Genomic DNA, 14,219 nt, shown 5'->3' on the forward strand with positions numbered 1-14,219 from the left:
CCGTTTACGTCGCGGCTGGCGCTAACGTTTAGACAGGTGCATGGCGCTGATGGCTGCGGCGAAGAACAGCGCTGCGGCACCCCACAGGGTGGCATGAGTCAGCGCCTCTGAACCGTTGCCCAGCATACTGGTTAACATCGGGCCGACGATCTGACCGATACCGTAGGTCAGCGTCACGACACCCAATAGATTGATGTTGCCCGGAACGCTCAACTGGCGTGCCAGAGGCATCACCAGCGAGGTCGTGCCCATAAAGGTTGCGCCAAAACCGATGCTGCTCATGATAAGCAGTAGCGGCGCGTCGCTGGCGAGGGTCAGCATAACGCAGACGCCCTGGATAATCAGATTCGCCGTCAGGCATTGCAACACCCCCCAGCGTTTTGCCGCCCATAACCACCCGAAGCAGCCCGGAATAATCGCCAGTCCCACCAGTGACCAGAGATGCAAGGCGATTTGCGGTGAGCCTGCGTTACGCGCCATCAGCGGTAAATAGGTGGCGACGATGATATAGCCGAATCCGGCAAGGCCGTACAGGAGCGCCAGTTGCCACCAACGCATGACGGGATTACGCGCAGTCGCCAGTGGTGCAGGGGGCAGCGCGTGAGCGCGATGGGGCATCAGTCCGACCAGCAACAGCAGTAACAGACCGGAGAGCGCGCCTGCGCCAAGCCAGAGTACGTGAGAGTCCAACGACATCTGGATACCCGCGATGACATATTCATTACCCAGAATAATGCCTGCGCCAACGCCGGAAAAAAGCGAGGCAATCACAAACGGATGACGCGTATGGTGCAGCACGGTCATGGTGCCGAAAATCATCATTCCGGCGCTGGCGACCCCTGCCAGAAAACGTATCAGCATCACCAGGGCGGGTTGCGTGAACACCGACAAGGCGACGATCAGCGCTCCGGTCGCAATAGCCGAAGACAGCAGCATGGGGCGTAAACGTGAGGGAAGATGGAACAGGCCGAAGGAGAACAACAGGCTTCCCGCCAGATAGCCAGCATAGTTAGCGCTGGCTATCCAGGAGAGCTGGCTGAAAGAGAAATGGCCTTCCGTCAGAAGCAACGCCAACATCGGGGTATACAGAAAACGGCCAATCCCCATGCCCAGCGCCAGTACCAGCATGCCAAAAAGCGATGTCCTGATGGAATAGCGATCTGAATCCGTCTCCCCCTGAATCATGCCCTGTTCTCTTTCTCTCTCTTAGGATTGTTTTGTTATCATACATAGGTAAATGATAATAAAAAGTAAAATAATCAGTGGCGGCTTTATGGGGTGGGGCGACCATGCCCGGACAGTCGTTTCTGAGGAATTCTGATGTTTTATCCTTGTGTGAAAATGTTAAAAATAACGAGAGCAGGAGACGTCAATAACGGAAAACCACTGATGGAGTGGGAATATTTTTTATTACGATGGCGTTAAATAAAATCAAGAAAATATTGCGCCAGTAAATATAAAAAATTTAAGAAATTCTGAATGATAAATAAAGACGATTAAATAAGGGGGATATCGTGCGACACCAGCGCACAAACGCCTTGTTCTATGCTATCTATACGGGCGAAAACGTGCGGTAGAGGTAAATGAAGATGTGGCAAACACGAGCGCTGGAACTTAACAATCAGGCGTACTGGAACTGGGAAAAAGCCTGCGAACTGGTCGAATGGGCCGTAGCGCATGATTTTAATACCCTTATTGTTGGGCAGGTGGATCTGTTCGACAAACTGGTTTCCCCCAAAGGCTATACGCCACATCAGTATAACGACCGCCTTTCCAGCCAGCAGCGTGCCCGCTGCGTCTACCTCAACCGGCTGGGAAAACTCTGTGAGCAAAAAGGGCTGCGTTTTTACCTGCAAGCCAAAGAGTTTAACTTTCCGACCGATCTGCTGCTCGCGCATCCGCAACTGTTTGAACCTGGCCGCGGCGTCCGCTTTGACGTCGATTTCTGGTGCGGTTATCTCGCCGACAAAGTCTCACTGATTTGCCAGCGTATTCCGGCGCTTACCGGTTTACTGGTGGCGATTTCCAACACCGACGGCCTGCTGCCGGTGTCGCGTCCTAACTGGGAATTACCGTCGGAAGACGACACGACGCAGCCGCAACGTGACGAGCGCAGTTTTTCCATTTACAGCCGCTGTTTCAATACGTTATCCCGCGTAATGCAGACTGAAAACAAACATCTGGTACTGCGCGTATTCCCTGCCGGGAATCACGATCTCGGCAATGTGCTGGCGGCGATCCGCCCGTTGCCGGAGAGCGTCAGCGTCTCCATCAAACTGACGCCTGAGCGGTTCTGGCCCTCCTTTCCCAACAACCCGGCGCTGTTGCAGGTCCGTGAACGTGAAGTGTGGGCCGACATCGATCTGGTCGGCGAAGAAGTCTGTTGGGGCGTTTTCCCGTTCCCGCGTATCAATGAGTTACAAGGGCGATTATTGTGGTGTCGCAGCAACCCGGCGATTCGTGGCGCGGTATGTAAAGCCAGCTGGGAAGGCGTCGATAACCACTGGGTCATGGGCACCCTGAGCGCCTGTAATCTGGTGGCGTGTAGCCGGATGCTTGCCAGTAACGGGACGCACTATACCGAAGCGCAACTGATGACCTGGTGGCTGGATGAAACCTACGGCTGGCGTCCCGACGAGAAAACGTTTGAGACGTTCTGTTCGCTGATGGAGCAGGCGGGGCAAGTGCTGTACAAAGCCATCTACGTGCGTGACCATGTTTTTCACCGTCACAGTCAGGTACCGGAAAGCTACGGTCAGGCGGTCTGGAGTTTGTACGGACAGCTTAACCGTAACCACTGGCTGCCCGGTTCGGAGCGGGATATCACCTTCGATCGTAGCGATGTCGAAACCTCTGCCGCCTGCCTTTCGCGTATTGCCAGTGAAAAAGACGAAGCCCGGGAGGCCTCGGCAGCACTGCGTGAACAGGCGCTGAATTTTGCGCAAACGGCGGCGTTTCCCTGGGCGCTAAAACGCCGCTGGCTGGAGGAATGGCAAGGTTTTGCGCTCTACTGCCATCTGTTTTTACATGCTCAGAAAGCCTTTTTCACCCTGCGTTTTGCTCACGAAGCGGAAAACAGCTGGAGCATGCGCGAGATCTGCCAGATCAACATTCAGGAGCTGTACCGTAGCGCAGCTGAGCTGGAAGATTACTGTACAAAACACGCGGATGCGTCGCCCGGAATGCACGTTCTGTTTGACGCCTCGCGGGTGCGGGAGCTGGCTGACAGCCTGAGCGATGAACTTAAAATCCTGAAAGGGTGATTTTTATGTGATTTGGATCACTTAAATGAGCGGCGACTCAAATTTTGCGTGATATGCATCACATCACATTGCCATTATCCATAATAAAGCGTGATCTTTGTCACGCTGCATCCCCTGCTATTCTCCAGATTGTGAGTTGTCAGGCATAACCCGATATTCCCCAAAAATGGTTGCTCGCCTCAAAAATCAAACCCGCTGATCATATCGCCCATCGCATGAATTCTGCTGGAGATGAGGAAATATGTCACAAGGTGACTGGAAAGTGGTACAGGGAGACGCACTGACGCGTTTCCTGTTTTCAGCGGCAAAAACAGAACGCTTTGCCGAATTTTACACGGGCGAAGGGGCGGACCCGGCGACCAGTGAAACATTTTGTCGCGACGTGTTTCGTCAAAACCTGGCGCAGCGCGCGGTCAATCCCGCGGTGTCTATGTCCTGCAATGAAGCCGTTATCGCCGATGAAAATGGCGTGGTCTCTTTCTCCGGCTTCAGTCCGCTGCCGTTTCACGTTCAGCGCTGGCTGGCGATTGATCTTTACGCACCGTCGACCGGGACATTTGCCTTTCGTCTGGGAACCTGCGGCGGGGTACGAGTCTGGTGTCGTGGCGCTCAGGTCGCCTGCTTCACGCCGTTTACGCGCAACCTCATGCAGCATATCGACGTCGAAATCCCGTTACGCGCAGGGAAAAACAGTCTGCTCATCCATCTGGATGAACTGGCGGAGCGCGAGATGACCTGCGCTCTGAACATGGTCTACCTGGGCGCGCAAGCGCTGAGCGCGGCGTTTCCCCACAGCCAGGTACAGGCTGAGCATCAATGCACGTCGCAGCATCCGGTGGTTTCCCCTACGAACACCTGCGCCAGTCGCCTGTTGACGATGATGCAACAGCGAGAATATGGACCACAGGCGGAGGCACTGCTGTACAGCGTCCTCAAGCACATCAGCGCGCGCGAAGAAGGCTCGGTGTTCTCCGTGTTGCCACTACTGCAAATCTGGCGTTGTCACCAGGGCGAGTATTTTTCCGATGTCCTGTTCCGCCGCATAAAATCCACGCTGATGGGTTACCGCTACTGGCGGGATGAACGCGGATGCGACGCCATGCGCTTTGACACCGAGAATCACGCGCTGGCTTTCCATGCCGCGCAGTATCTGGCGGGGCTGAGCTTCCCGGACGGGTTGTTTATCGCGTCGTGTCGCAAAGGGCGCGATCAACAGGCAATCGCCAAAGCACGGCTGGAAAACTGGCTCAGCGTGGTTGAAGCGCAGGGGCTGGCTGAATTGAATGCAGTAGTCAGTTATCCCGTTGATTATCGAGGGCTGTCTGCTCTCGCTCTCATGGCAGACGATGCGAGTCTGCGCGATCGTGCGACCAGGTTAATTAAAGGAGTTCAGGCATGAATCGTGATGCACTGATGGGAACGTTGGATCAGGTAGTTCGCGGATTTTGCCGTCTGAAAAACCTTGATGAAGTGGGCACCAGCGACGGATTCTCGATCCACTTTGAAGAGTGGGAGTGGGAGATCGGCGTGGGGTTGTACGGTTTCTGGCGTTTTGCAGACTTCCAGCAGGACACGGCGCTGCAACAGTCGATCCTCACCTGGTACGAAACGCAGATCGCTAAAGGTTTGCCGGAGATGCAGATCAACACCACGGCGCCGATGATCGCGCTGGCGCTGGTGGCGAAACATCATCAGCGCCAGGATCTGCTGACCGTCGTCAACGACTGGGCGGATGCGCTACTGCGTGATTTACCGAAAACGGAAGAGGGCGGTTTCCAGCATGTGGTGAAAGAGCAGGCCAATACCGGCCAGCTGTGGGATGACACGCTGTTTATGACCTGTCTGTTCCTGGGCGTGGCGGGCATTGCGCTGAAACGTCAGGATCTGATTGATGAAGCCGGATACCAGTTCCTGCTGCATACGCGCTATCTCAGCGATCCGGCGAGCGGGCTGTGGTATCACGGCTGGACGTTTGTCGATAAACACCATTACGCCGGGGCATTTTGGGCGCGGGGCAATGCGTGGATCACCGTGGCGATCCCGGAGTTTATCGAACTGATGGGCGAACATCTCGACACCAGCGTACGGCGTTTTCTGTCGCAGGTGGTGGCGCGCCAGGTTCGCACGCTCTGCGAGCTACAGGCCGACAACGGCATGTGGCATACGGTGCTTGACGATCCGCTTTCACCGCAGGAATCGTCAGCAACGGCAGGCATCGCCTACGGTATGCTGCGCGGCGTGCGGATGGGGATTCTGGATGCGGCGGTCGGCGCCAATGCGCTGCGCGCGTTCGACGCCGTGATGGCGCGAGTCGACGACAGCGGTCTGGTGCTGGAAGCCTCTCGTGGGACGATGCTCGGCTGGGATATTCAGTATTACTGTGACATCGCGATGGCACCAGTGCCTTATGCGCAGGCGCTCACCATGTTGCTGTTGCTGGAAATGGACCAGGGTAACTGGCTTGAGGCAACGCGATAGCGTTTTGCCGGATGGCGGCATAAATGCCTTATCCGGCCTACAAACCTGCGCCGTTTGACCGAATTAGGTGCAGTCTGTAGGCCGGATAAGGCGAAGCCGCCATCCGGCGCGCCCGGTCTTCACATCCGCATTAAATGTTCGGCAGTCGGTAGGCCGGATAAGGCGAAGCCGCCATCCGGCGTGCCCGGTCTTCACGTCCGCATTAAATGTTCGGCAGTCTGTAGGCCGGATAAGGCGAAGCCGCCATCCGGCAATCCCGGCCTTCAATCCGCATTAAATGTTCGGCAGTCTGTAGGCCGGATAAGGCGAAGCCGCCATCCGGCGCGCCCGGTCTTCACGTCCGCATTAAATGTTCGGCAGTCTGTAGGCCGGATAAGGCGAAGCCGCCATCCGGCGTGCCCGGCCTTTACATCCGCGTTAAATGTTCGCCATCCGGCGCGCCCGGTCTTCACGTCCGCGTTAAAGGTTCGGCAGTCTGTAGGCCGGATAAGGCGAAGCCGCCATCCGGCGTGCCCGGCCTTCACGTCCGCATTAAATGTTCGGCAGTCTGTAGGCCGGATAAGGCGAAGCCGCCATCCGGCGTGCCCGGTCTTCACGTCCGCGTTAAAGGTTCGGCAGTCTGTAGGCCGGATAAGGCGAAGCCGCCATCCGGCAATCCCGGCCTTCAATCCGCATTAAATGTTCGGCAGTTGGTAGGCCGGATAAGGCGAAGCCGCCATCCGGCAAGTCGTCTGCATTAAATGTTCGACAGCGTCAGCAGAGACGGAATTTGCGAGAGCAGATACAATACCAGTCCGATAGAGCCGCCGACCAGCGTGCCGTTGACGCGGATAAACTGCAAATCCTTGCCGATATTCAGCTCAATTTGCCGCGACATATCCCGCGCATCCCAGCTTTTAACGGTATCGCTGATGTGGCGCGTCAGGAACGCGGCGAACTCTGGCGCAACCTTACGCGCGGCCTGCTCCAGATGACCATTCAGCGATGCGCGCAGCGCGTCGTCAGCAACCAGTGTTTCACCAAACCATTGTCCGGCGTGGGCGATCCGCTGCTTCACCCGGGAATCCGCAGCATTAATATCCGCTTTCAGCCACTGGCGTACGTCCGACCACAGCTCGCCAAGATAACGGTTAAATGCCTCATCTTCTTTCAGATACGCTTTGATATTTTCCGCCCGTAAGGCCATTTCAGGATCGTGTTTGAGCTTGTCGATCAAGGTAAACGTGGCGCGATCGAACGCATGACGAATCTGATGGGCGCGATCGTGACTAATGTCATCGAGCAGCGAGTTGACGGCGTCCGAAACCAGTTCGGCGCTGTGTTCTCCCAGCCATTCGGTCGGCAAAATCTTCGCTTTCAGCGGATGTTCGGTCTCCAGCCAGCGCACGATCTGGTGGGCGATAAACGCCCGCGAACTGTCGCGCTGGAGCAGGGCGATGAGCTGAGCAATCAGCGTATCAAGCAACTCCTGATGGCGATCGTTTTTGGTCATACTCTCCAGCATTACTGCGCTGGTGCCGGAAAGATCCACCTTATCAATGGCTTTATGCACCGCACGTTTGATCAGCCGCTGAATACGGGCGTCGTCGGTCAGCTCCAGAAAACCGCTCATGATCTGCAACAGATGCTGACCTATCCGCTGGGCGTTTTCCGGCTGGCTGAACCAGTGGCCAAGAAGGTTGGCCGGTTCGTGGCGGCGAATCAGCGCCACCAGTGATTGGGTATCGAGAAACTTCTCCTGGACGAACAGCCCCAGATTTTCGCCGATCCGGTCTTTATTGCGCGGAATAATCGCCGTATGGCGAGAAATAAACGGAATCGGTACCCGACGAAACAGCGCCACTACCGCAAACCAGTCGGCCAGTGCGCCGACCATTGCAGCTTCGGCAATCGCCTTAATGCCCAGTACCCAAAAGTTGGGCGGCAAAAAGAGCGTAATGACAAACGTTGCCGCAGCCATCAGCAGCAAAGAGAGCGCCAGCAACTTGGCGCGTTTGAGTTCAGCAATTTTATTCATAAGGGTAAGGATAGAGCCAGACGGGACGATCGTGCAAAGCGGGGACTGTGTGGGTCGTGAAACTGACGGTACGGTAAGGCCGTTTTTATATTTGCGACGTTAGCGGGCTGCCATCGTCGAAAGCTGGCGAAAGCCGGTGTCCGGGGGCTTCGCCAGACAGGATTGCCCGTCAGATTGATATGTTCTCAATCTGACGGTGGCAAATCTGAACGTTATGAAAATTCCCGTACAGGCTTCATTCTCCTGGCGGTCAGAAAATGTTCCTGCCAGTAATTCCCTGACAGATGAGAGATCATCACGCCATGAGAACTCGACGCATGGATAAATTGATCATTACCGACAAAGACACCAACATGGCGAACATTGGGTTTTGTCATAAAAAAGACCAGATCTCCAGGTTTCAGCTGTTCCTGTTGAATCAGATAGCCCATGTGACTTTGCTCTGCGGCTGTTCTCGGTAAATTCAGATGAGAAACTGTTTTTATTACTCTTCGGGTGAAAGCCGAACAGTCAATGCCACTATGGCTATCGCCGCCCCAGAGATAACGGGTTCCTTTCCATACTGCAAATTCGTCCATAATACGGTGTTTCATATCCCCCTCTTTTGAGGTGGATATTGGCAGAGACGATGATCTCAACGTATAAAAATTACCGTCTCCCCACTCTCCTGGAATAATGTGCTCGAAAGCAAAGGTGGTTGATGAGGAAAGTACAAATGTAATAAATAAAATAATACGAAGCATAACTCGAAAACTAATTTATATGATCAAATCCTTACGTTTTTGCGCAAAAGAACCCCATCAACCATGAGGGTTTTAATTTGTGTTTTTAACGACGCCAAAAAATAATATCAGTGATGAATGAATATATCGCTCACCAGGCGATCCACAATTGGACTGGTTGATAAACTGATTGTTTATCAAAGTGATGGGGTGGGGTTGTGCCAAAAGGCGGGAGAGTGAATATTAAGTGAGGTTATTATAAAAATTCTGTAATCACCTGTTTTAGATATGCTTTCTGCGATTGTTCTTATTCGTAAAAAATAGACGCGGGAGCAAGGCGGCGAAAAAACGTACCACTAGCCACGCAGTGCTTCCAGGAAACGGGTGAACAGTTCAGGTAAAGGCTCGTCGTACCATAACGCGTACAGGTCGGCTGGGATCGTCTCTTCCAGCGGGAGAAAAGTCACACCAGGCCAGTAGATAAGCCCGCAGGTTTCCGGTAATAACGCCACGCCACTGCCGGTGCTGACCAGCGCCAGCGCGGTTTGCGGCTCGAAAACCTGATGGGTAATCAACGGCGAGACGCCCAGTTCGAGACAGTGCTCATACACCTGATGAGCAAAATCGCTGCGGGTAAAGGAGAGAGAAATAAACGCCCGATCCGCCAGATCGACAAGCGAGACTTTAGTGCGATGACACAGCGGATCGCTTTCATGCACGGCGATCTTCACTGCTTCACGGGCGATCAACTGGCAGCGGATCTTCGCTTCGACGTGAGGAATCACATTACGGTTAATGGCGATGTCGATGGTGCGGGCGCGCAACGCGTCGATCTGCTCGTGCTGCCCCAGTTCATGCAGCGTCCAGTTCACGGCGGGGTTGGCTTCCCGAAACGCTTTCATGCGCTCCAGCAACGGCCCCCACATCGCGCTGCCAATCACCCCAATGTTGATGTGCTGCTTTTCGCTGCGGCCAATCTGGCGCACGTAGTTCAGCGACTGTTCGGTGGCGCTAAGCAGCCTGTCCACTTCGGCTTTCAGCACTTTTCCGGCGTGGGTCAACGCGACTTTGCGGCTGGAGCGTTCGAACAATTCCACACCGAGGATCTCTTCCAGCTCTTTGATTTGTACGCTGAGCGGCGGCTGAGAGATGTTCAGCCGCGTAGCGGCGCGGCCAAAATGCAGCTCGTCGGCAAGGGTCTGAAAATAGCGCAGCATCCGAAAGCGAATGCGGCTGTTGGCCTGAGGATCGAGCATGCCGGGCACCGTGAAGGAGGAGGGAGGCGGTATCATGCAACCCTCCTTGAAGACTGTCAAACCGCGACCGCCTCACCCTGATGTAGGCGTTCGGCTTTGCTACAGGCAACCGCCATGAGCAAGGTGACCATCAGCAGCGCGTAGGAAATGGTCGAGGCGTTGACCGCGCCGTGCAGGCCGAAGTGGCTGTTGACCAGCGAAGAGACTGTGGCGAACAGCAGCGTGCCGACTGTACCGCAGGTGAGCAGCGCGGAGATAAGCGTTGGCGAACTGTGGCTGACCTGCAACGAACCGTAACTCATCAACCCGGAGAACAGCCCGGAATTAAAGAAGCCAAACGTGCCGCAGGCAATCAAAATCAACGTGGTATTGGCGCTGTTGGTGATAAGCATAATCGACACCAGCCCCACCGCCGTACAAATCAGCAGGAAGGTGCGCAGCTTCATCCACTTAACGGTGAACTGATTGAGGAACAGGCCGATAGCCTTCGCCACCCAGTACACGGTGGTGTACAGCGCCGCCTGCTCAGGCAACACCTGAAAGCGCCATTGCAGATAGCCCGGCGTCCACATCGTGAAAATCGGCTCCGCCAGCAGGAACAGGAACAACGCGCCACACAGCAGCCACACCGGGCGGCCCCACGGCTCTTTACTGGTGGTTTCCTGATGTGCCGCTTCTGGTGCTTCGGTGCTCGGGTAGCGACTGCGCAGGGTGAGGATCAGCATTATCACGCCCAGCCCGCCCATAATGGCGTACATCGCCATCCAGCTCGCGCCCATTTTAAACATCCAGGCCAGCAGGAAAGAGAGCGTCGCGCCCGCCAGACTGAAGAAAAAGTCGGTAAAAATCAGCGCGGAAGAACGGCGCTTTTCGTCTGGATTGATGCGCACCACCAGATAGCTGCCGATGGTCATGAAGATCCCGCCGCAGGCGCCGATAATCGCGACCGCCACACTGAACATGGTCAGCGTCGGGGTGGCGAACAACAGGGCGCTGATGAGAATGGTCAGCGCGGCGGCGATCACCAGCGGCCTTTGCAGGCCCCATTTCTTCATCAAAATGCCGCCGAGCATGATCGGCACAAACATGCCGATGTTCATCAGTGTGAACACCTGGCCGATAAAACTCGGATCTTTGTTGAACGCCGCGCACAGCGGGCCGAGCACGATGCCGAGCGTGGAAACCAGCGCGCCGACGAAGTAATAGCTCAGATACGAAATAGCATTCAGACTGCCGCGAGAATAATGTTCTGACATCTGCATTTCTCCTGGCGGGCAAGACACCCGCCGCTGGACGGGAACTTAGCGACAGTTCTTCACGAACTGGCCGATCAGGCGGATGAAATCGTCGGTCACCATCGCCGCGCATTTCAGGGTTTGCTCGTGGGAGAGTTCCACGTCGTTTAAGCCCTCTGCCATGTTGGTGATGGCCGACACCGCCAGCACTTTCAGGCCGCAGTGGCGCGCCACGATCACTTCCGGCACCACCGACATGCCCACTACATCACCGCCGATTTTCTGCATCATGCGGATCTCTGCCGCCGTCTCGAAATTCGGCCCAGGATAAGAGACGAACACACCTTCGTGCAGTGTCAGGCCCAGATCGCGGGCGGTGTGATGCAGCTTTTCACGCAGGTCTTTGTCGTACGCGTTAGCGAGGCTAAAGAAGCGCGGGCCAAAGCGGTCATCATTCGGCCCAACCAGCGGCGTGGACGGCATGGTGTTGATGTGATCGTTAAGCGCCACCAGGCTGCCCGCCGGAATGGCCGGGTTCAGCGAGCCCGCAGCGTTGGTGCAGAACATAAATTCGCAGCCGAGCAGCTTAAAGGTGCGCACTGCGTGGGTCATAATGCCCATCCCGACGCCTTCGTAAAAATGGCCGCGCCCCTTCATGCAGATGAGATCCACGCCGTGCAGCGAGCCCATGACCACTTCGCCAGCGTGACCTATCACCGTGCTCACCGGGAATCCCGGCAGCTTTTCATAAGAAATGACGGTTTTGTTATCGAGCTTATCGGCCAGCGCCCCGAGACCGGAACCGAGAATAAAGGCAATGCGCGGCTGAAAGCCGGGTTTCGCCGCCTTAAGGATTTCAACGGCGTCGAACGGGGTATTGTTAATCACGGAATGAGACATAAAAACTCCTGAATGCGTAGGTTTATGCGCATTCTGCGAAGTGGACGATTGCTAATCCAATTGGATAAACGCGCTTATTGATTCTTTTTTATGAATGGATGGCGAGAGAAGAATTTTGGAACGACGGAATTTCAACGGGTTATGCAAAAGGACACGCGGCGCCCGCGGTGGACGAGGGAAAATGAGAGGGTTGAAATGTGATGAAGTTCACTGGCGGTCAGTTCGGGTCGGGTCGGTGGCCTGCTGGCGCATTAGTTTATTCATGAACGTAAGGCGTAGGGCACCGTGTCTCTGCCGGATGGCGGCGCAACGCGCCTTATCCGGCCTACGGCTAGTGTAGGTCGGATAAGCGAAGCGCCATCCGACATGCTTATATTAGTTTCTGCGTTTTACCCGAAATCACGCCGATAAACGCCTGCACCTGCTCTTGCTTACGCGCCGACAGCTTGCTTACCTGGCGCAGCGACTGCATCAGTTCGCTCTCTTCGGCGGCGGGCGGTTGCACGGTCAACACAATACACCCGTCCATCACTTTGACATCAATTTTACTGCCAGTGGTAAAACCGGCCGCCTCCAGCCACTGACCTTTCAGAGTGAGCGCGGGAATACGGGTATAATCAGGGTAACGACTCGCATAACTGACGGTGGCAACACGGTTATTTGCCGGGGACACTTCTGGTTCACACGGATCTGCAATACAATGCGCGGTAGTCATAGTCTCTATTCTCGGTTAATAGGGATTGTGATTAGCGATGCGGGTGTGTTCGAGCACATCCGCACCGCGCTAAAAAACCTGTACATATCATCAGAAAATAAAACAAAACTCCAGCTAAAAATAGACAATAATAAAAACGTTACCGGAAATATTAATATAAAAATTAAATTCTCGGGAAATATAAAAACGCCGGATAACCAAAACGCCATCCGGCAATAATATTAATGCGGCGTATTCATATGATGCTGTTTAACATTCTCCGCCTGCGACAACACGCCCATATACACATTATTACTCGAAGCACCGAATATTAAGCTTTATTCAATCTAAAATTCATAAAATAACGATAAATCCACCTCCCGTCATTCCACTGCATTACTGCTTACCTGTCCGCGTTGCCGGGTCTTAATGTGATCACGCTAACGTTTTTGCACGCTATGGGGGTGATACCGGGGCATTTTACTATACTTCGGGGGCATTACTCTCCCGGCGACTTTCCTATGTTATTGAAAATATTAAATAACAAAGGCAGCGCCCTACAGAATAAGGATCTCAACATGAAGCGAATGAAAAACTTCGTTGCCTCCTGTCTGTTGACCTTGCTGGTTTTCCCGGGCGTTGCGCTGGCAGAGGATGCGCCAGCCGCGCCGCTGGCTACCGGTATGGTGAGCGCGGGGACGGCGGAAGCGCAGGTGGTGGAAGCGGTGCGCCACGGCGACATCCTGACCGTCAAGGTACGCTTTAAAGGCCTCACGGATAATCTGACTGCGCAATCTCTGTATACCGGAATAGATAAAGAGGCTCTCGCTAATTCCTTCTATTTGTTGGTGGGTAACAAGAAATATCTGCTACTGACCGATTCGAACGGTGTACCTCTGGCGCCGAATAGCGTGATGTTTTCCTCGCGCCGCGGTGTACCGTACGTCGGTTCGTGGTACGGCAGCTTTCCGGCACCGCCGAAAGACGTCAAAGAAGTGTATTTGACTATCGAAAACGTTGAGCCGCTCGGGCCCATCGCCATTACGGATCGTTAAGCGATGAGTGGCCTGCATAAACTCCTGTTCGCCAGCAGTCTGGCACTGTGTTCTGCCGCCGAAGCGGAAGATGCGCCAGCACATGCGCCAGCAGTGATCCTCGACCTTAAAGCGACAACGTTGGATCTGGTGGGCTTCCCGTCGGATACCGGCGGCGCAGTGCTGGATTTACAGAGCAAGGCGGCGGACCTGGCGAAGCAGTCGGCGGATATCACTTTTCGCGATGACAAAGACGCGGTGACGTTGTCGATTCGTAGCGACGTGCTGTTTGATTTTGATAGCGATGCGATCGCCAAAAAAGCCGAGCCAACGCTGAAACAGGTGGCGCAGCTCATCGCTGACGATCCTGACGGCGTAGTCACGATTGAAGGGCATACCGATTCGGTGGGTAGCGATAAGTACAATCTCGATCTTTCCCAGCGCCGCGCCCGCTCGGTCGCCAAATGGCTAACGACACACGGCGTGGATTCATCACGTTTAAGCGAGAAGGGCAAAGGCGAAAGCCAGCCGGTGGCGAGTAACGATAACGACGCCGGAAGGGCGAAAAACCGTCGCGTCGATTTCGTATTGCCGAAGAAGAAAGCGTGAGTTCTCGCGTG

General features: G+C 54.8%; 12 protein-coding genes. 5 read left to right on the forward strand and 7 right to left on the reverse strand.

Annotated elements, in window-relative coordinates:
- Window positions 1-21: 21 nt before the first annotated feature.
- A complete protein-coding gene (locus tag CJP72_RS10140; protein ID WP_162380737.1) occupies window positions 22-1,185 on the reverse strand; it encodes an MFS transporter in 1,164 nt (387 codons plus the stop codon).
- 404 nt (window positions 1,186-1,589) lie between these two features.
- On the opposite strand from CJP72_RS10140, the gene CJP72_RS10145 reads away from it, so the two are divergent.
- The 3 genes from CJP72_RS10145 (at window position 1,590) to bglB (ending at window position 5,741) form a co-directional block, all read left to right on the forward strand.
- Entirely contained in the window at window positions 1,590-3,263 is a 1,674-nt protein-coding gene (locus CJP72_RS10145) for a hypothetical protein (protein ID WP_162380738.1), read from the forward strand.
- 241 nt (window positions 3,264-3,504) lie between these two features.
- Window positions 3,505-4,662 (forward strand): hypothetical protein, encoded by a 1,158-nt coding sequence (locus tag CJP72_RS10150; RefSeq protein WP_162380739.1) that lies wholly within the window; start codon window positions 3,505-3,507, stop codon window positions 4,660-4,662.
- Complete coding sequence (gene bglB, locus CJP72_RS10155; RefSeq protein ID WP_162380740.1) at window positions 4,659-5,741, forward strand: beta-galactosidase BglB; 1,083 nt, start codon at window positions 4,659-4,661, stop codon at window positions 5,739-5,741. Before CJP72_RS10150 ends, bglB begins: the two co-directional genes overlap by 4 nt.
- Before the next feature lie 736 nt (window positions 5,742-6,477).
- On the opposite strand, the gene CJP72_RS10160 is transcribed toward bglB, so the two are convergent.
- The 6 genes from CJP72_RS10160 to symE all read right to left on the reverse strand — a co-directional run bounded on the left by CJP72_RS10160 (window position 6,478) and on the right by symE (window position 12,586).
- Complete coding sequence (locus tag CJP72_RS10160; RefSeq protein ID WP_162380741.1) at window positions 6,478-7,758, reverse strand: DUF445 domain-containing protein; 1,281 nt, start codon at window positions 7,756-7,758, stop codon at window positions 6,478-6,480.
- Window positions 7,759-7,970: 212 nt separating this feature from the next.
- The gene (locus tag CJP72_RS10165; protein WP_162380742.1) at window positions 7,971-8,501 is read right to left on the reverse strand and encodes an NlpC/P60 family protein; all 531 of its coding nucleotides are present in this window, start codon (window positions 8,499-8,501) and stop codon (window positions 7,971-7,973) included.
- Window positions 8,502-8,836: 335 nt separating this feature from the next.
- The gene (locus CJP72_RS10170; RefSeq protein ID WP_238340041.1) at window positions 8,837-9,772 is read right to left on the reverse strand and encodes a LysR family transcriptional regulator; all 936 of its coding nucleotides are present in this window, start codon (window positions 9,770-9,772) and stop codon (window positions 8,837-8,839) included.
- A gap of 20 nt (window positions 9,773-9,792) precedes the next feature.
- On the reverse strand, window positions 9,793-10,998 hold the full coding sequence (tsgA, locus tag CJP72_RS10175; RefSeq protein WP_162380743.1) for an MFS transporter TsgA: 1,206 nt from the start codon (window positions 10,996-10,998) through the stop codon (window positions 9,793-9,795).
- Between the two features lie 39 nt (window positions 10,999-11,037).
- Window positions 11,038-11,871 carry a xanthosine phosphorylase gene (gene xapA, locus CJP72_RS10180; protein WP_162380744.1) on the reverse strand — a complete coding sequence of 278 codons (834 nt, stop codon included), beginning with the start codon at window positions 11,869-11,871 and terminating at the stop codon, window positions 11,038-11,040.
- 370 nt (window positions 11,872-12,241) lie between these two features.
- Window positions 12,242-12,586 (reverse strand): endoribonuclease SymE, encoded by a 345-nt coding sequence (symE, locus tag CJP72_RS10185; RefSeq protein ID WP_162380745.1) that lies wholly within the window; start codon window positions 12,584-12,586, stop codon window positions 12,242-12,244.
- Window positions 12,587-13,143: 557 nt separating this feature from the next.
- Here symE and CJP72_RS10190 point away from each other — a divergent pair.
- Complete coding sequence (locus tag CJP72_RS10190; protein ID WP_162380746.1) at window positions 13,144-13,620, forward strand: hypothetical protein; 477 nt, start codon at window positions 13,144-13,146, stop codon at window positions 13,618-13,620.
- 3 nt (window positions 13,621-13,623) lie between these two features.
- Window positions 13,624-14,208: an OmpA family protein gene (locus CJP72_RS10195; protein WP_162380747.1), complete on the forward strand. Its 585-nt coding sequence runs from the start codon at window positions 13,624-13,626 to the stop codon at window positions 14,206-14,208.
- The last annotated feature ends 11 nt before the right edge of the window (window positions 14,209-14,219 follow it).

The organism is Citrobacter sp. NCU1 (genome assembly GCF_010231475.1).
Lineage (GTDB): Bacteria > Pseudomonadota > Gammaproteobacteria > Enterobacterales > Enterobacteriaceae > Citrobacter_D.